Consider the following 17550-nt stretch of genomic DNA (forward strand, 5'->3'; position numbering starts at 1 on the left):
GCATGACCAGTCAGTCCACCCTGCAGTCCGTGCCTGCCCTGGGGACGCGCCCGGCCTCCGGCTCGAACCCGAGCCGAGCCGAGACCAGGGAGCAGCTCGCCAAGGCGTCGTACGACCTTCTCGTGATCGGCGGCGGCATCCTGGGCATCTCCACCGCCTGGCACGCCGCGCAGTCCGGCCTCAGGGTGGCTCTGGTCGACGCCGGCGACTTCGCCGGTGCCACGTCCTCCGCCTCCTCCAAGCTGCTCCACGGCGGCCTGCGCTACCTGCAGACCGGCGCGGTGAAGCTGGTGGCGGAGAACCACTTCGAGCGCCGTGCGGTCTCCCGCCAGGTGGCTCCCCACCTGGCGAACCCGCTCACGTTCTACCTCCCCGTGTACAAGGGCGGGCCGCACGGCGCGGCGAAGCTCGGGGCGGGCGTCTTCGCCTACTCCGCGCTCTCCGCGTTCGGCGACGGCGTCGGGCACCTGCTCTCCCCGGCCAAGGCCGCGCAGGACGTGCCCGAGCTGCGCACCGAGAACCTCAAGGCCGTGGCCGTGTACGGCGACGACCAGATGAACGACGCCCGCATGGCGCTGATGACGGTCCGCGCGGCCGTCGAGGCGGGCGCGGTCGTCCTCAACCACGCCGAGGTGACGGGCCTGCGCTTCACCCGGGGCCGCGTCACGGGCGCCGAGCTGAAGGACCGCCTGTCCGGCGACGAGTTCGGCGTCAGCGCCCGGCTGGTGCTGAACGCGACCGGGCCATGGGTCGACCACCTGCGCAAGATGGAGGACCCGAACGCGGCGCCGTCCATCCGCCTGTCGAAGGGCGCGCACCTGGTCCTGAAGCGCACCTCCCCCTGGAAGGCCGCGCTCGCCACTCCGATCGACAAGTACCGCATCACCTTCGCCCTCCCCTGGGAGGACATGCTGCTGCTCGGCACCACGGACGAGGAGTTCGAGGGCGACCCGGCGGAGGTCGCGGTCACCGACCAGGACATATCCCAGATCCTCGACGAGGCCGCCTTCTCGGTCCGCGACCAGCAGCTGAACCGCGACCTGATCACGTACTCCTTCGCGGGCCTGCGGGTGCTCCCGGGCGGCCCGGGCGACACCGCCAAGGCCAGGCGCGAGACGGTCGTCACCGAGGGCAGGGGCGGCATGCTGTCGGTCGCGGGCGGCAAGTGGACCACCTTCCGCCACATCGGCCGGACGATCATGAAGAAGCTGGAGGCGCTGCCGGGCCACCCGCTGGGCGACGACTTCGAGCCGATCAGCTCGCTGCCGAAGAAGCTGCCGCTGCCCGGCATCGCCAACCCGCGCGCGGTCGCCCACCGGCTGCTGACCGACCGCCCGGCGCCCGGCCCGCGCATGGCCGCCGACACGGCCAGGCACCTGGCCACGCACTACGGCTCGCTGGCCTTCGACATCGCCCGCCTGGCCAACGAGAACCCGGAGCTCGCCGAGCGCGTCCACCCGGACGCCCCGGAGATCTGGGCGCAGGTCGTCTGGGCCCGGGACCACGAGTGGGCCGAGACGCAGGACGACGTGCTGCGCCGCCGCACGACGCTGACGATCCGCGGGCTGGCGACGGACGACGTCCGGGCCAAGGTGCAGGACCTGCTCGACAAGAAGTAGCCCCGTACCGGGGGGACCCCGTGCGGGAAGGGGCGGCTCCATGCCGACAGAGCCGCCCCTTCCTCGAACCCGTCCCCGCATAATGAGCCTGATACGTCGGAGGTCTAAGCGACAGGGAGGCCGGCCATGGCAGTCACCGACGAGGCGATCGAGAAGATCAAGGGAATGATCGTCTCCGGCGCGCTGCGGCCGGGCGACCGGCTGCCCAAGGAGAGCGAACTCGCCGCCGACCTCGGCCTGTCCCGCAACTCCCTGCGGGAGGCCGTGCGCGCCCTGTCCCTCATCCGGATCCTGGACGTCCGGCAGGGCGACGGCACGTATGTCACCAGCCTCGACCCCCAACTGCTGCTGGAGGCGCTGAGCTTCGTCGTCGACTTCCACCGCGACGACACGGTCCTGGAGTTCCTGGCCGTCCGCCGCATCCTGGAGCCGGCCGCGACGGCCATGGCGGCCCTGCGGATCAGCGAGCAGCAACTGGACGCGCTCACCGCCCAGCTGGACAAGCTCGGCGACGACCCGTCCGTGGAGGATCTGGTCGCCTGCGACCTGGAGTTCCACCGGGGCATCGTGCAGAGCTCGGGCAACTCCGTGCTGTGCTCGCTGCTCGACGGCCTGTCGGGTCCCACCACCCGGGCCCGGATCTGGCGCGGCCTCACCCAGGAGGACGCCGTGGGCCGCACCCTGCGCGAGCACCGGGCGATCCTCGCCGCGCTGCGCGACCGGGACGCCGAGGCGGCGCGCTCGTGGGCGACGGTGCACATCGCGAGCGTGGAGCAGTGGCTGCGTTCCACGCTGTGACCAGGGCCTCACGGACAGCTCGGATGAATCCGGGGTGTTCAGGGGTGGATCACGGGGCAGTGATGGGGTCACTCCCCCTGCAAGGGGGCTGCGGGCGCCCCCTTGGCACGCCGTAAGGTTGGGGGGTCAAGCGAGGGCACGTCGGAAGGAGGCACTGGGTGATCGAGCTCGAGGGGGTTCCCGAGCTGATCGACCCGGTCATGGTGGCCGCGTTCGAGGGCTGGAACGATGCCGGCGACGCCGCCTCCACCGCGGTCGCGCATCTGGACAGGGAGTGGAAGGGCGAAGTGTTCGCGGCGCTGGACGCCGAGGACTACTACGACTTCCAGGTGAACCGCCCCACGGTGTTCATGGAAGCCGGCGTCCGCAAGATCACATGGCCGACGACAAGGTTGTCGGTCGTCCGGGTCGGCGGCGAGAAGCCGCGGGACCTCGTCCTGGTCCGCGGGATCGAACCGTCCATGCGATGGCGGTCGTTCTGCAACGAACTGCTCGGCTTCGCGCACGAACTGGGCGTGGAACTGGTGGTCGTGCTGGGCGCCCTGCTCGGCGACACCCCGCACACCCGTCCGGTTCCGATCAGCGGGACGACGTCCGACCCGGACCTGGCCCGCCGCATGGACCTGGAGGAGACCAAGTACGAGGGCCCCACGGGCATCGTCGGCGTCCTCCAGGAGGCGTGCACGCACGCGGGCGTACCGGCCGTGTCACTGTGGGCGGCGGTGCCGCACTACGTGTCGCAGCCGCCGAACCCGAAGGCCACGCTGGCCCTCCTGAACCGTCTGGAGGACCTGATCGACGTGCGCATCCCGCTGGGCGAGCTGCCCGAGGACGCGCGCGCCTGGCAGGTCGGCGTGGACCAGCTGGCCGCCGAGGACAGCGAGGTCGCCGAGTACGTCCAGTCGCTGGAGGAGGCCCGGGACACCGCCGAGCTGCCGGAGGCGTCGGGCGAGGCGATCGCCCGCGAGTTCGAGCGCTATCTGCGGCGCCGGGACGGGGGCGGACCGCCCGCTTCCGGCGGGCACGCGACGGCGGACGGCAGCGACAGCACGTCGTACCTCCGGGACAATCCCAGCGGCCGTACGCGGCCGCCGAAGCCGCCCAAGCCGGGTGCGGACGACGAGGAGTCGTCGGAGGACTGAGCGCAGCGAAAGGGGGCGCCTCCGCACCGGGAGGCGCCCCCTTTTTTTCTTTGCTTTCCTTGCGTGCCGTAGGGCTACAGCGCTACGCCGAGCAGCGCGTCCACCGCGCGGGAGACCACGCCGGGGGCGCCGATGTCCGTGCCGCCGTCGCGCTCCTGGAGGGCGACCCAGCGGTCGACCGCGGTGAGCGCGGCCGGGGCGTCCAGGTCGTTCGCGAGGGCCTCGCGGATCTCCTCCACGAGCGCCTCCGCCGGCGGACCGTCGGGCCGGGACACCGCGGCCCGCCAGCGGCCGAGCCGTGCGACGGCGTCCTGGAGGACCTGGTCGGTCCACTCCCAGTCGGCGCGGTAGTGGTGGGCGAGCAGCGCGAGCCGGATGGCGGCCGGGTCGACGCCGTCGCGCCGGAGCTTGGAGACGAAGACCAGGTTGCCCTTGGACTTGGACATCTTCTCGCCGTCCAGGGCGACCATGCCGGCGTGCACGTACGCCTTGGCCATGGGGAACTCGCCGGTGAGGGCCTGGGCGTGCGAGGCGCCCATCTCGTGGTGCGGGAAGGCGAGGTCGGAGCCGCCGCCCTGGATGTCGAAGCCCATGCCGAGATGGTCGAGGGCGATGGCCACGCACTCGATGTGCCAGCCGGGCCGTCCGCGGCCGAGCGAGCCGCCGTCCCAGCTGGGCTCGCCCTCGCGGGCCGCCATCCAGAGCATGGGGTCGAGCGGGTTCTTCTTGCCCGGCCGGTCCGGGTCGCCGCCGCGTTCGGCGGACAGCAGCCGCATCGCCGCGGCGTCGAGGTTGGAGACCTTGCCGAAGTGCGGGTCGGACTCGACGGAGAAGTACACGTCCCCTTCGAGCTCGTACGCCGCGCCCGCGTCGCGGAGGCGCTCGACGAGCGGGACGATCCCGGGTATCGCCTCGACGGCGCCGATGTACTGCCGCGGCGGCAGCATCCGCAGGGCCGTCATGTCCTCACGGAAGAGAGCCGTCTCCTTCTCGGCGAGCGCGGCCCAGTCGAGGCCGTCGCGCTGCGCCCGCTCCAGGAGGGGGTCGTCGACGTCGGTGACGTTCTGGACGTAGTGAACCTGCCGCTTGGTGTCGAGCCACACGCGCTGCACGAGGTCGAACGCGTTGTAGGTCGCCGCGTGTCCCAGGTGTGTGGCGTCGTACGGGGTGATGCCACAGACGTAGATACGGGCGACGGGACCGGGGTCGAGGGTGACGAGACCGCCGGTCGCGGTGTCGTGGATCCTCAGGTCGCGGCCCTGACCAGGCAGGGCGGGGACCTCGGAAGCGGGCCAGGCATGCATGCCTTGAGCCTAACCGGACTGAAGTTCCATATACGAGTGGGAGCGGGCCGGACGGCCGAGAAGGCGCTCTTGCGGCGAACCGGCGGCTGTGCTGCTACACGGGCGGCCAGGGGATCGCCGGCCACTCCCCGCTCGGCTCCGGGTGGGTCCCCGAGGCGAGCAGCGCGCCGACCCGCGCGCGGGTGGCGTCGATCTCGGCGCCGGTGATCAGCGGTGCGAGCCGTGCGGCGAGTGCCCCGCCCTCCGCCAGGTCCTTCCGGAGGCCCTCCAGGACGTCCACGGCCTCCTGGGTGAGGGGCTCCCCCGCCCAGCCCCACAGCAGGGTCCGGAGCTTGTTCTCGACGTTGAAGGTCACCCCGTGGTCGATCCCGTACAGCCGTCCTTCGCCGGTGGGCAGCAGGTGCCCGCCCTTGCGGTCGGCGTTGTTGATCACGGCGTCGAGCACCGCCAGCCGCCGCAGCCGCTCGTCGTCGGCGTGCACGAGCAGCGCGGTACGCCCCTCGCCGACCTCGGCGAAGCCGATGGCCTTCCAGCCCGGCTCCGGTTCCTCCCCGTCGACCAGCGCGAGCAGCTCCGCCTCCGGTGCCGCCTCGACCCACAGCTGGCACATGCCCTCGCCGTAGGGGCCGTCGCGCAGCACGGTGGCCGGCACCAGGCCCCAGCCGGTCGCCTCGGAGACCTCGTACGCGGCGACCTCGCGCTGCGCGAGCGTCCCGTCGGGGAAGTCCCACAGGGGCCGCTCCCCGGCGACCGGCTTGTAGATACAGGCCGCGTCCCGGCCGTCGTACGACACCGTGCAGTACAGGGCCGCATTGGACGCCTCACGGATGCGTCCGCGCACGGTGAGTTCGCCCCGGGCGAGCAGCTCGGCGGTGTCCGAAGGGGGCGTCACGCTCCGCGGCGGTATCCGTTCTGGCGCGGACATACGTGTCCTTCCGGGTCGAGCGGGAGGCTGCACAGCGGGCACGGCGGCCGCCCGGCGTTGACGACGTCGAGGGCGCGCTTGGCGAAGGCCCTCGCCTGCGCGCCGGTGAGCCGGACCCGCAGCATCGGGGGCCCGTTCTCCTCGTCCTGGAGCAGCCGCTCCTCGGCCTCGGCGAGGTCCTCGTCGGAGTCGGCGTCGAGTTCGACGAGCGCCTGCGCCTCGACGATCATCAGCTCCTCCTCGCCGTCCCAGGCGAGGGCCATGGTGCCGACGCGGAACTCCTCCTCGATGGGAGTGTCCAGCGGGGCGGTGTCGTTGATCTCGGAGGGTGCGACAGCGGGGACGGAGGCGCTGCCTCCGCTACGGCGTACGACTTCGTCGAGCAGCTCGTCCATACGCTCGGCGAGCGCGGCGACCTGGGTCTTCTCCAGGGCCACGCTGGTCACCCGGGTGCCGTCGGTGGCCTGGAGGAAGAACGAACGACGCCCGGGCAGTCCGACCGTACCGGCCACGAAACGCTCCGGATGGTCGTAGAGGAACACCTGACGGGACACGTCCTGTCTCCATTGGGATCGTGGGAACCGTGTGAGCACGGCACTGCTGCGACCGCTTCACCCTACTGCGGCCGACGATCACGGTGCGCCCGCACCACCCCCGACGGGGGCCTCGTCGCCCGGCGGTTCCTCGCGCGGCACCAGGGACGTGAAGTCACCGGTGTCACCGAGGCGGACGAGAAACGGTCGCAAGCGTGTGTAGCGGATCGCGGTGATGGAACACGGTTCAACGGCAATCCGCTGGAAGAGGTCCAGATGAAGTCCGAGTGCGTCCGCGACGAGCGACTTGATGATGTCGCCGTGCGAGCACATCAGGTAGACGGCGTCGGCGCCGTGGTCGCGCTCCACGCGCGCGTTCCACTCGCGCACGGCCTCGGCGGCGCGGGTCTGCATGGCCCGCATCGACTCGCCGCCGGGGAACGCCGCCGCGGACGGGTGGGCCTGCACCACCTCCATCAGGGGCTCGTCCTTGAGCTCGGCGAGCTTGCGCCCGGACCAGTCGCCGTAGTGGCACTCGCCGATGCGCTCGTCGGTGTGGGGAGTCAGTTCAGGCCGGGCCCCGAGAAGGGGCTGGATCGTCTCCTGGCAGCGCTGGAGCGGGCTGGTGACGATCTCGGCCAGGGGCAGTTCGGCGAGACGCCCGGGCAGCGCGGCGGCCTGCGCGGCGCCGCGTTCGTCGAGGGCGACGCCGGGGGTCCAGCCGGCGAGCAGTCCCTCGGTGTTGGCGGTGGAACGTCCGTGCCGGACCAGGATCAGCGTGGGCATGCGGTCCAGCGTAGGCGCACGCGCGTGTGCCGTGTCGTTCGAGTGACGGGAGACTCGCTTCGTGATCGTCGACTGTGCCATCTACCGCGACGGACACCGGTCGGAAGGGCCGGAGGACCTCTCCGACGCCCTCGGGGAGGCCCGTACGGCGGGTGGTTTCGTATGGATCGGGCTGCATGAGCCGACGGAGAAGGAATTCGACCATGTCACCCGGGAGTTCGGGCTGCACCCGCTGGCCGTCGAGGACGCCCTCAAGGCCCACCAGCGGCCGAAGCTGGAGGTGTACGACGACTCGCTCTTCGTGGTGCTGAAGCCGGTGGCGTACGAGCCGGAGACCGACACCGTCTCCGCCGGCGAGATCATGGTCTTCCTCGGCGACGCGTTCGTGGTGACCGTCCGGCACGGCGAGGGCTCCCCGCTCAAGGCGGTACGGAACCGGCTGGAGCAGGAGCCGGAGCTGCTGGGCAAGGGCCCCACCTCCGTGCTGTACGCGGTCGCCGACGCCGCCGTCGACCACTACCTGGACGTGGCGACCGAGTTGCAGGCCGACCTGGAGGGCCTGGAGGCGGAGGTCTTCTCGCCGGACGACGGCGGCTCACGGCACACCGCGTCCCGGATCTACAACTTCAAGCGCCAGGTCCTGGAGTTCCGCCGCGCGACCGGGCCGCTGGCCCTGCCGATGACCCGGCTGGCGGGCACGGCGCCGTACGGCGTGGCGGTGCCGTTCGTGGACGACCGGGCCCGGCCGTTCTTCCGGGACGTCAGCGACCATCTCACGCGGGTGAACGAGTCGGTGGAGGGCCTGGACCGGCTGGTGTCGGACATCCTCTCGGCGCATCTGGCGCAGATGAGCGTCCGGCAGAACGACGACATGCGGAAGATCTCCGCGTGGGCGGCCATGGCCGCGATCCCCACGATGATCGCGGGGATCTACGGCATGAACTTCGAGCACATGCCCGAGCTGCGCTGGACGTGGTCCTATCCGGCGCTGATCGGGGTGATGGCGGTGCTGGAGGTGCTGGTGTTCCGGCTGTTCAAGCGCCGGGGGTGGCTGTAGGGCAGGACCGTCAGGCGAACTCGGGTTCCGCGGAGGCCGGGCCGCCGAGGGCGTTGCGGCGTTCGGGCGCCTTCAGCGAGACCATCCGGCGCCAGCCGCCCAGCCGTTCGTACGCGTACACGGCGTGGATGCCGGCCGCGAGCACCGCCGACCTGGCCCTGGACCAGCCGAGGATGCGGCCCATGTGCGCCATGACCGCGAGGCTGACGTCCCGGTAGATCCTGATCTCGGCGAGCGCGCACGCGCGCAGGGTCCGCTGGATGGCCCGGCCGTGGCCCGCGCGGGCGAAGCGCAGCAGTTCCTCGTGGCAGTAGGCGAGGTGGTTGTCCTCGTCGCGGGAGATCTGCTTGACCGCGCGGCCGATGCCGGGGTCGTCGGCGAAGTGCTTGCGGAGCAGGTCCATCTGCTCGGAGGCGCGCTGTTCGGTGACCCTGCTGTGCGCGAGGTAGGTGACGATGTCCTGCACCGTGAGCCGCTCGTCACGCCCCAGCTTCTCGTGCGCGAGGCCGATGCCGTTCTTCTCCAGGAGCATGGTGTAGTCGGTCTCCGGCGGGACCGGGACGGGGGCGAGGCCGCGCTTCTTCATCAGGGCGTTGAAGATCCGGCCGTGCTTGTCCTCGTCGGCGCCGTGCCGGGTGATCTTGGGGGCGAGGTCGCGCTCGCTCTCGGGGACGAGCGCGGCGATGCGGGCGTTCTCCCAGCCGCCCTGGGACTCGCCGCTCGCGGCGATGGAGCAGAACAGGGCGAAGGACTCGTCGTCGGCGAGGATCTCCTGGAACAGACTCTTGGCCGAAAGCATCGGTGGGCACCTCTTCCCGCGCGCGGGCGCGCGTGCCGGGGATCCGCAGGTTTCCGCGAAGAACGAGTCAAGTGCGGGGGTGGGGGTGCTGCAACAGGTGTGCCGGACATCTCCGCCGAATGGAGGACACGCCTGGCCTGTGCCGAGGCGACCCGGTGCGATGCGGCGTAACCGCCCGGGGCCCGACGCGTTGTTCCGCGTGACGGCCGTGGCGGGGAAGACCCCCGAGCCCCCACCACGGCCGCTGAACCTCAGGCGAGCCCGGCTCGCTCCAGGGCCTCCGCGCCGGCGCGCAGGGAGGCGAGCCGCTCGTCGAGCGTGAAGCCCGCGGGGGCGAGGCTGAGGGTCGTCACGCCGGCCGCGGCGTAGGCCTTCATCCGGTCGGCGATGCGGTCCACGGAGCCGAGCAGGGTGGTGCTGTCGATGAGGTCCTGCGGAACGGCGGCCGCGGCGCCCTGCTTGTCGCCGGAGAGGTACTTCTCCTGGATCTCGGCCGCCTCCCGCTCGTACCCCATGCGCTGGGCGAGCTTGTTGTAGAAGTTCTGCTTGCTGCTGCCCATGCCGCCGACGTAGAGGGCGGTGTAGGGGCGGAAGGTGTCGGCGAGAGCGGCGATGTCCTTGTCGTCGCCGACGGCGAGCGGCAGGGTCGGGCAGACGTCGAACCCGTCGAGGGTCTTGCCGGCCTTCTCGCGCCCGGCGCGCAGGTGCGTGATCGTCGTATCCTCGAGGTGCTCGGCGGACGGGAAGATCAGCAGGGCGCCGTCGGCGATCTCGCCGGTCTGCTCCAGGTTCTTCGGGCCGATCGCGGCGATGTAGAGCGGGATGTGCTCGCGCTGCGGGTGCATGGTCAGCTTGATCGGCTTGCCGGGGCCGCCGGGGAGGGGAAGGGTCCAGTGCTCGCCCTCGTACGACAGGCGCTCACGGGTCATGGCCTTGCGGACGATCTCGACGTACTCGCGGGTGCGGCCGAGCGGCTTGTCGAACTTGACGCCGTACCAGCCCTCGGAGACCTGCGGGCCGGAGACGCCGAGGCCGAGGCGGAAGCGGCCGCCGGAGAGGGAGTCGAGGGTGGCGGCGGTCATGGCGGTCATCGCGGGCTGGCGGGCCGGGATCTGGAAGATGGCGGAGCCGACGTCGATGCGCTCGGTCTGGGCGGCGACCCAGGTCAGGACGGTGGCGGCGTCGGAGCCGTAGGCCTCGGCGGCCCAGCAGACGGCGTATCCGAGGCGGTCGGCCTCCTGGGCGACGGCCAGGTTGTCCGCGTCCATTCCGGCACCCCAGTAGCCGAGGTTGATACCGAGCTGCATGCCGCATCCCCTTACTGATCAGTAACGTGCCTTGTCCGCAGACCATAGCGCGGGGGCGGCGGCTGTGGCATGCCCGGGGAAATCCGTCGTCCACAGCCACCCACACGCCAGGTTCTGGCCAGTAATCTCGGCGTTCATGGAGCAGAGGCATCTCGGCCGCACCGGCCTTCGTGTGTCACGGATCGGGCTCGGCACCCTGACCTGGGGACGGGGCACCGACGAGCACGACGCCGCGGACCTGATGAAGACCTTCTGGGAAGCGGGCGGGACCCTCGTCGACACCGCGGACGTGTACGGCGACGGAGAGGCCGAGTACCTGCTCGGCAGGCTGATGGACGGCCTCGTGCCCCGGCGTGATCTCGTGATCTCGACCAAGGCCGGCAGCGTGCCCGACCCCGACCGCCGTTTCGACGGCTCCCGCGGTCATCTGCTCTCCGCGCTGGACGCCTCGCTCCTGCGGCTCGGCACCGACTACGTCGACCTGTGGCACGTGCACGCCTTCGACCCGGACACCCCGCTGGAGGAGACCCTCCAGGCCCTGGACACAGCGGTCGCCAGCGGGCGGGCCCGCTACGCCGCCGTCTCCAACTTCTGCGGCTGGCAGCTGGCCAAGGCCGCGACCTGGCAGCTGGCCGCGCCCGGCACCCGGACCCGGCTGGCCGGGACGCAGCTGGAGTACTCGCTGCTCCAGCGCGGCATAGAGCGCGAGGTGCTGCCGGCCGCGCTGGACCTGGGCATCGGGCTGCTGCCGTCCTCGCCGCTCGGGCGGGGTGTGCTGACGGGCAAGTACCGGGGCGACGCGACCCCGCCGGACTCGCGCGGCGCCTCGGAGCACTTCGCGCCGTTCGTCGCGCCCTACCTCGACGACACGGCGAGCCGCATCGTGGACGCCGTGGCGACCGCGGCCGACGGGCTGGCGGTGACGCCGCTCCAGGTGGCCCTGGCGTGGGTCCGCGACCGGCCGGGCGTGGCCGCCCCCGTCGTCGGCGCGCGCAACGCGCAGCAGCTCACGGCGGCTTTGTCAGTGGAGACCCTTAGTCTTCCTGACGAGATCTGCCGGGCGCTCGACGATGTGTCGGCGCCGGTGCACCGCTATCCCGATCACGACTGGAGCACGCTGTGAGCACGGAGCCCGAGACCACGGAGGACGCCGAGCCGGGGACGCCGGGCGCGCAGAGCACTCCGGCCGGCGGTGCCGGGAGCGAGGGCGGTGAAGCCGGTGCCGGGCAGGTGTCCGAGGCCGAGGCCGAGCTGCTGGCCCAGCAGGCCGAGCGGGAGCGCATCGAGCAGCGGAAGGCCGAGAAGAAGGGGCCGATCGAGAGCGGCGCCAAGCTGAGCGGCAAGGCCGCCGATCTGCTCGCGGCCGTACGGGCCGTGGAGAGCGGCGAGAAGCCGGTGGCCGCGGTGTTCGAGGAGCCCCGGCCCGCCCCCCGGCGCTCCGCCCCGGAGCCGGTACGGCGGCCGCAGCCGGTCGCGGCCGAGGCCGTCGCCGCGCCGGCGGCTCCCGCCCCGGAGGCGGTGCAGGCCGTGCGGCGGGTGCTCGGCGAGGGCGGTGCCCCGGAAACGCTCGCGGCGCAGGTGACCGCGGCACTCGGCGAGGGCGCGGACGAGCAGCTGCGGGCGGACCCCTGGCAGTTGCTGCGGGTCGCCGGCGTGCGGCCCGAGCAGGCCGACGGGTTCGCGCGGGCGCTGCTCGGCGCCGAGTGCGGCCCGGACGACGAGCGGCGGGGCCGGGCCGTCACCGTCTGGCTCCTGGAGCAGGCGGCGCTGGCCGGGCACACCGCCCTGGAGATGCCGGCGCTCCTCGCGGCCCTGGCCCAGCGGGGCGTGCCGGACCCGGACAGCGCCGTGCAGGACACGATCGCGGAGGGCGAGGCGCTGGTCTTCCAGGACGCCCTGGAGGAGACCGGTGCCGCGGCCCCGGTGGCGGAGGAAGGCGCGGAGGAGGAGCGTCCGGTCCGTGTCCTGGTCGGGCTGGAGCGGTACGCGATGGCCGAGGAGAGCCTGGCCGACGGTCTGGCCCGGCTGGCCGACTCGGTGCCCAAGCAGGACGGTTCGGCCGAGGAGTGGGAGCGCGTCGCCGCCGCGGCCCAGGGCTCGACGGCGGAGCTGATCCGCGCCGTCGCCGGTCACGGCCTGGTCCTGCACACCGGCGGGGAGGCGTCCCTGGCGGAGCCGGCGGCGCTGCTCACCGCCGCGCGCTCCCTCGGCCTGCGCGCCTGGGCCGCCACCCACGGCCCCGTCGGCCGCACCCGCTTCGCCGCCCTGCTGCGACGGTCGGGCGGGGCGGCCGGGCCGGTGGCGGGCCCTGACGCCACCGAGGGCTCCCCGCCGCCCGACGCCGGCTCCCCCGTCGCCACCGTCGCCGGGCTCCTCGCCGGTGCCGAAGGGCCGGGCCGGGACGCCGACGGGGCCCTGGATCTCGATCTGCTCGTGGTGCTCGACGCACCGCAGCTGGACGTCGAGACGGCGGCGCTGCTGACGGAGTCCCTGCCGGACGGGGCGCGGCTGGTGCTGGCCGGGGATCCGGCGGTGCTGTGGTCCGTGGGCCCGGGACGGGTGTTCGCGGACCTGCTCGCGGCGCGGATCTGCCCGCAGGTCGCCTCCCGGCTGCCGGACCCAGGGCCGCTGGGCGAGCTGGTCTCCGGTATCGGTGCCGGCGAGCTGAACCAGGTCGAGGCCCCCGGCAAGGAGGTCGTGATCGTCCCGGTGCGGGACGCGGGCGAGGCCGTGCACCGGACGGTGCAGCTCGTCGTGGACTCGGTGCCGCGGGCGATCGGCGTACCGGCCGAAGAGACCCAGGTGATCACCCCGGGGCACGGCGGGGCCGTCGGCACCCGCGCGCTCAACGCTGCGTTGAAGGAGCGGCTCAACCCGGGCCCGGGCCGGTTCGGCGGTTTCGACCCCGGTGACCGGATCGTGCACTCCCCCGTCCCTGGACGTGCGCTGCCGGGCCGCGTGGTGACGGCGGACGCCGAGGGGCTGCATCTGTCGTGCGAGGGCGAGACCGTCGTCGTCCCGAGGGAGCGGGTGGAGCAGTCCGTGCGGCACGGGTGGGCCATGACCGCGCACCAGGCGGTGGGGAGCCGGTGGCCCGCGGTGGTCGTGGTGCTGCCCGGAGACGCGGCGCAGGCCCTCAGCCGACCGTGGGTCTACACGGCGTTCGGGCGGGCCGACCGCCATCTGTCCGTCGTGCACGGCGTGGAGCAGGCGCTGCCCAGGGCCGTGGCCGAGGTTGCGGCGAAGCCCCGGACGACCCGGCTTCCGGTGCTGCTCGCTCCGCAGGTCGCCGGCGGCTGACGACGACGGCGGTGGTCACGGGCCGGTCCCGTGACCACCGCCGTCGGGTGGCTGACGTGTGCGCTCAGCGGCGGTCCGCGTCCAGCGGCTCCAGGTCCTCGTCCTCGTCCAGGTCGGTGTCGAGGTCGTCTTCCTCCAGGTCCTCCCCGTCGTCGTCCTCGTCGTCGACGTCGTCGATCTCGTCGTCGAAGACGGCACTGACGTCGAAGCGGCAGACCACCTGCTGCGGATCGACCTGCTCGAACGGCGCCTCCAGCCACTCACCGGGGTCGGCCGGTTCGTCCGCCGCCGTCACCCAGAGCGTGGAGTCGCCCTCCTCCAGCCCGAACTCCTTGTGCCGGGAGGCGATCTCGTCCGGCTCGAACTCGCCGAACAGCAGTCCCAGCGCTCCGTGGATCGTCCCGGAGGCCGAGGCTCCGTCGTCGTCGTCCGCCGCCTCGATCCGCTGTGCGTGCGCCAGCAGCCGCTGCGGCTCGGCGACGGCGTAGTCGCGGCGGATGAGCACGCTCAGCGCGTTCGGTTCCTCGGGGCCCGTGTACGGGGGCAGCGCGTCCTCCGCACCCGGGATCTCGAAGGGGGTGACCTCGTCATAGCGGTCGTAGAGCAGTTCGTCGTACACCTCTGCGGCCGCGGCCAGCTGGTTGAACGCCTCGTAGACGGCCGGGTCGTCCTCCCCCGACCTGCGTTCGACCGCGGCCAGGTGGCGGTCGAGCGCGGTCTTGACCGCCTCGGCGGCGGCGCGTACCTCGGCAGCGGTGGGCTGCGCAGCATCAGACATAGTGCAGACGCTATCCGTACCAGGCCCCAGCCCGCACAATAGATGCGATGCCGGAATACGAATTTGTCGACGTGTACGTACCGCGCGGGGTCTCCCGCAAGGAGGCGGCACGTCTGCTGACGGACCATGCGGAGTACGGACACTGGGAGTTGCACCGTCTGAGCCTGATGCGGGACGGCAGCCGCAAGGTGCGGTTGCGCCGGCGGATCATCCGCCAGGTACGGGCCACATGGTGAGCTGAGTCGGTGCACGGGGAGAAGGCACATACGGGAGCGGGCCCCGCGGTTGCGGGGCCCGCTCCGTGTTCTCGGGGTGTCAGGCCGAGGTGCGCGCCTTGCGGTAGAGGATCGCGCCCGCCAGCAGCGCGCCCGCGCCGGCCGGGAGGGCGAAGCCGAGCGGCAGGTCGCTGCCGGTGCTCGCGAGCTGGGAGTCGCCCTCGGGCTGGGTGACGGACTGGGCGCCCGGCTGGTTGCCGTGCGAGGAGCCGCCCGAGATCTCGCCGCCGATGGCGGGCGGGGTGCCGGGGGTGCCGGGGTGACCGGGCTCCTCGGGGTTGCCGGGGCCACCGGGACCGCCCGGGTTGCCGGGGTCACCGGGGTTGCCGGGATCGCCCGGGTTACCGGGATCACCGGGGTTGCCCGGGTTGCCGGGGTTCCCCGGGTCGCCCGGCTGCCCGGGCGTCTCGTGGCCGCCGCCGGGCGGGGTGCCGTGCTGGCCGCCGTTGCCGCCGTTCGAGCAGTCGTTGCCCGTGGTGGAGTTGCCGATGCCGATGATGTCGACGCTGTTGCCGCAGACGTTCACCGGCGCGTGGATCGGCGCCTGGACGTGGTTGCCCGAGCCGACGCCGGGCGAGTCCGAGGCGTGGCCGCCCGCCTGCGAGCCGCCGTTGCCGCCGTGTCCGCCCTGATCGCCGTATCCCCCCGACGACGATCCACCGTCCTGGTTGGCGCACGCGTTGCCCACCGACGGGTTGAGCACGCCGACGACGTTGACCGTGTTCCCGCAGACGTTGACCGGCGCGTGCACCGGCGCCTGCACCGTGTTCCCGGACAGCACGCCGGGCGAGCCCGAACTGGACCCCTGCGCGCCCGAGTCGGCGTGCGCGGAGCCGCCCGCGGCGGCGATCACGCCGGTCGCGGCCGCCACGGTCATCAGACCCTTGCGGGTGACCTGTCGCATTGCTGAATACCTGCCTTCGACCCTGTCTCGAATTCTTCTCGAATTCCTCGAAAGAAGCGTTCGGTCCCGGAGCGCATGGCTCGCGCTCCGGGACCGGTGGCTTTGAACTCCCCTCTACCGAGGGGGAAGCATCACTTGTTGATGCAGGTGTTGCCGAAGGCGGGGTTCAGCAGCCCGATCACGGAGACCGTGTTGCCGCAGACGTTCACCGGGACGTGAACGGGCACCTGAACAACGTTGCCGGACAGGACGCCCGGGGAGTGCACGGCGGCACCCTGGGCACCCGAGTCGGCGACGGCCAGGCCCGCGCCCGCGAGAACCAGCCCACCGGTGGCAGCCGCAGCAGCGACGACCTTCTTGATCATTATTCCTCCTAGTTGGCAAAGCGACCCATCTTGCGATCGCATTACCTGTAACGAGGAGGGAGTAATGAGGCTACGAGCTTATGGTCGCATTCACTCTTCCCAGTCGAATTCGTACGCGCGACCGAATACTGACGTTTCGTTTGGGCGGTTTCAGGACGCGTCGATGAACCGGTCGAGCACCCGCACGCCGAACCGCAGGCCCTCCACCGGCACCCGCTCGTCCACGCCGTGGAACATGCCGGCGAAGTCCAGCTCCGGCGGCAGCTTCAGCGGCGCGAAGCCGAAGCAGCGGATGCCGAGGTCGTCGAAGGACTTGGCGTCGGTGCCGCCGGAGAGCATGTACGGCACGGCCCGGGCGATCGGGTCCTCGGCGCTCAGGGCGGTCTGCATCGCGTCGACGAGCCGGCCGTCGAAGTCGGTCTCCAGCGCCTTGTCGGCGTGCACGTCCTCCCGCTTCACGCGCGGGCCGAGGATCCGGTCGAGGTCGGCGAGGAACTCCTCCTCGTAGCCGGGCAGGAAGCGGCCGTCGACGTGGGCGGTGGCCTGGCCGGGGATGACGTTGACCTTGTAGCCGGCGCCCAGCATGGTCGGGGCGGCCGAATTGCGCAGGGTCGTGCCGATCATGCGTGCGATGCCGCCGAGCTTGGCGAGGGTCTCGTCCATGTTCTCGGGGTCCAGCTCGACGCCGAGCGCGTCGGAGAGCTCGTCGAGGAAGGCCCGGACGGTCTTGGTGATCCGGACCGGCCAGGTGTGCCGGCCGAGCCGGGCGACCGCCTCGCACAGCTCGGTGATCGCGTTGTCGGTGTTGGTCATCGAGCCGTGGCCGGCCGTGCCGTCGACCGTGAGCCGCATCCAGTGCATGCCCTTCTCGGCGGTCTCGACGAGGTAGAGCCGCAGCTTCTCGTTGACCGTGAAGGAGAACCCGCCGACCTCGCCGATCGCCTCGGTGACGCCCTCGAACAGGTCGGGGTGCTTGCGCACCAGGTGCTTGGCGCCGTACGTGCCGCCGGCCTCCTCGTCGGCGAGGAAGGCGAGGACGATGTCGCGCGGGGGCTTGCGCCCGCTGCGCAGCCGGTCGCGGACGACCGCGAGGGTCATCGCGTCCATGTCCTTCATGTCGACGGCCCCGCGGCCCCACACGCAGCCGTCGGCGATCTCGCCGGAGAAGGGGTGGTGGGTCCAGTCGTCCGCGTTGGCCGGTACGACGTCGGTGTGGCCGTGGATGAGCAGCGCGGGCCGGGACGGGTCCTCGCCCTCGATCCGGGCCACCGTGGAGGCGCGGCCCGGGTGCGACTCGAAGATCTGCGGTTCGAGCCCCACCTCGGCGAGCTTCTCGGCGACGTACTCCGCCGCCTTGCGCTCGCCCGGACCCGAGTGGTCGCCGTAGTTGCTGGTGTCGATCTGGATCAGCTCGCGGCAGAGGTCCACGACCTCGTCCTCGCCGGTGACGTTCCTGGCCGTGTCCGTCTCGCTCACGTGCTTCCTCCCGGTGTCACTGCTGGTGGGTCCCCCTCATCCTCCCTCTCCCCGGCCCGCGCCCCAAGACCGGTCCCGGCCCGTCACACGCCGTTCACGCCCGGCCGGGCGCGGGCGGGGGGTGATCGGCCACCCCTGGGAGCCTGGTAATGTTTACGTCGTCGCCGCGGGGAGAACCCGCG

General features: G+C 72.2%; 17 protein-coding genes. 7 read left to right on the forward strand and 10 right to left on the reverse strand.

All coding sequences use genetic code 11. The annotated features are described in order from the left end of the window. Positions 1-2 precede the first annotated feature (2 nt). From IE255_RS22290 to IE255_RS22300, 3 genes are all read left to right on the forward strand, one after another. Complete coding sequence (locus tag IE255_RS22290; RefSeq protein ID WP_190052117.1) at positions 3-1619, forward strand: glycerol-3-phosphate dehydrogenase/oxidase; 1617 nt, start codon at positions 3-5, stop codon at positions 1617-1619. A gap of 126 nt (positions 1620-1745) precedes the next feature. Beyond that, on the forward strand, positions 1746-2417 hold the full coding sequence (locus IE255_RS22295; protein WP_010045382.1) for a FadR/GntR family transcriptional regulator: 672 nt from the start codon (positions 1746-1748) through the stop codon (positions 2415-2417). 158 nt (positions 2418-2575) lie between these two features. Further along, the gene (locus IE255_RS22300; RefSeq protein WP_190052118.1) at positions 2576-3559 is read left to right on the forward strand and encodes a PAC2 family protein; all 984 of its coding nucleotides are present in this window, start codon (positions 2576-2578) and stop codon (positions 3557-3559) included. Positions 3560-3633: 74 nt separating this feature from the next. On the opposite strand, the gene mshC is transcribed toward IE255_RS22300, so the two are convergent. From mshC to IE255_RS22320, 4 genes are all read right to left on the reverse strand, one after another. Then, on the reverse strand, positions 3634-4863 hold the full coding sequence (gene mshC, locus IE255_RS22305) for a cysteine--1-D-myo-inosityl 2-amino-2-deoxy-alpha-D-glucopyranoside ligase (RefSeq protein ID WP_190052119.1): 1230 nt from the start codon (positions 4861-4863) through the stop codon (positions 3634-3636). Between the two features lie 94 nt (positions 4864-4957). Further along, a complete protein-coding gene (locus IE255_RS22310; RefSeq protein ID WP_190052120.1) occupies positions 4958-5788 on the reverse strand; it encodes an SCO1664 family protein in 831 nt (276 codons plus the stop codon). Further along, complete coding sequence (locus IE255_RS22315) at positions 5752-6342, reverse strand: DUF3090 domain-containing protein (protein ID WP_190052121.1); 591 nt, start codon at positions 6340-6342, stop codon at positions 5752-5754. Before IE255_RS22315 ends, IE255_RS22310 begins: the two co-directional genes overlap by 37 nt. A gap of 78 nt (positions 6343-6420) precedes the next feature. Next, positions 6421-7107: a histidine phosphatase family protein gene (locus IE255_RS22320; RefSeq protein WP_190052122.1), complete on the reverse strand. Its 687-nt coding sequence runs from the start codon at positions 7105-7107 to the stop codon at positions 6421-6423. 61 nt (positions 7108-7168) lie between these two features. On the opposite strand from IE255_RS22320, the gene corA reads away from it, so the two are divergent. Next, positions 7169-8164: a magnesium/cobalt transporter CorA gene (gene corA, locus IE255_RS22325; RefSeq protein WP_190052123.1), complete on the forward strand. Its 996-nt coding sequence runs from the start codon at positions 7169-7171 to the stop codon at positions 8162-8164. Positions 8165-8174: 10 nt separating this feature from the next. On the opposite strand, the gene IE255_RS22330 is transcribed toward corA, so the two are convergent. Both IE255_RS22330 and IE255_RS22335 read right to left on the reverse strand, forming a co-directional pair. Next, positions 8175-8963, reverse strand: coding sequence for a ferritin-like domain-containing protein (locus IE255_RS22330; protein WP_190052124.1), 789 nt, complete (start codon positions 8961-8963; stop codon positions 8175-8177). A 251-nt stretch (positions 8964-9214) separates the two neighbouring features. Continuing rightward, the gene (locus IE255_RS22335) at positions 9215-10270 is read right to left on the reverse strand and encodes an LLM class F420-dependent oxidoreductase (RefSeq protein ID WP_190052125.1); all 1056 of its coding nucleotides are present in this window, start codon (positions 10268-10270) and stop codon (positions 9215-9217) included. A 136-nt stretch (positions 10271-10406) separates the two neighbouring features. On the opposite strand from IE255_RS22335, the gene IE255_RS22340 reads away from it, so the two are divergent. Further along, on the forward strand, positions 10407-11393 hold the full coding sequence (locus tag IE255_RS22340) for an aldo/keto reductase (protein ID WP_190052126.1): 987 nt from the start codon (positions 10407-10409) through the stop codon (positions 11391-11393). After that, positions 11378-13570 carry a helix-hairpin-helix domain-containing protein gene (locus IE255_RS22345; RefSeq protein ID WP_373309627.1) on the forward strand — a complete coding sequence of 731 codons (2193 nt, stop codon included), beginning with the start codon at positions 11378-11380 and terminating at the stop codon, positions 13568-13570. Before IE255_RS22340 ends, IE255_RS22345 begins: the two co-directional genes overlap by 16 nt. Before the next feature lie 64 nt (positions 13571-13634). Here the strand turns inward: IE255_RS22345 and IE255_RS22350 are convergent, their stop codons facing one another. Beyond that, a complete protein-coding gene (locus IE255_RS22350; protein WP_190052128.1) occupies positions 13635-14348 on the reverse strand; it encodes a hypothetical protein in 714 nt (237 codons plus the stop codon). Between the two features lie 47 nt (positions 14349-14395). Between IE255_RS22350 and IE255_RS22355 the strand changes: the two genes are divergently transcribed. Continuing rightward, positions 14396-14584, forward strand: coding sequence for a DUF5703 family protein (locus tag IE255_RS22355; RefSeq protein ID WP_137302134.1), 189 nt, complete (start codon positions 14396-14398; stop codon positions 14582-14584). A 79-nt stretch (positions 14585-14663) separates the two neighbouring features. On the opposite strand, the gene IE255_RS22360 is transcribed toward IE255_RS22355, so the two are convergent. The 3 genes from IE255_RS22360 to IE255_RS22370 all read right to left on the reverse strand — a co-directional run bounded on the left by IE255_RS22360 (position 14664) and on the right by IE255_RS22370 (position 17368). Further along, positions 14664-15527: a chaplin gene (locus IE255_RS22360; RefSeq protein ID WP_190052129.1), complete on the reverse strand. Its 864-nt coding sequence runs from the start codon at positions 15525-15527 to the stop codon at positions 14664-14666. A 131-nt stretch (positions 15528-15658) separates the two neighbouring features. Next, entirely contained in the window at positions 15659-15892 is a 234-nt protein-coding gene (gene chpH / locus IE255_RS22365) for a chaplin ChpH (protein WP_030608446.1), read from the reverse strand. A gap of 150 nt (positions 15893-16042) precedes the next feature. After that, positions 16043-17368, reverse strand: coding sequence for a M20/M25/M40 family metallo-hydrolase (locus IE255_RS22370; RefSeq protein ID WP_190052130.1), 1326 nt, complete (start codon positions 17366-17368; stop codon positions 16043-16045). Positions 17369-17550: the final 182 nt, after the last annotated feature.

Source organism: Streptomyces lomondensis (genome assembly GCF_014651035.1).
GTDB lineage: Bacteria > Actinomycetota > Actinomycetes > Streptomycetales > Streptomycetaceae > Streptomyces > Streptomyces lomondensis.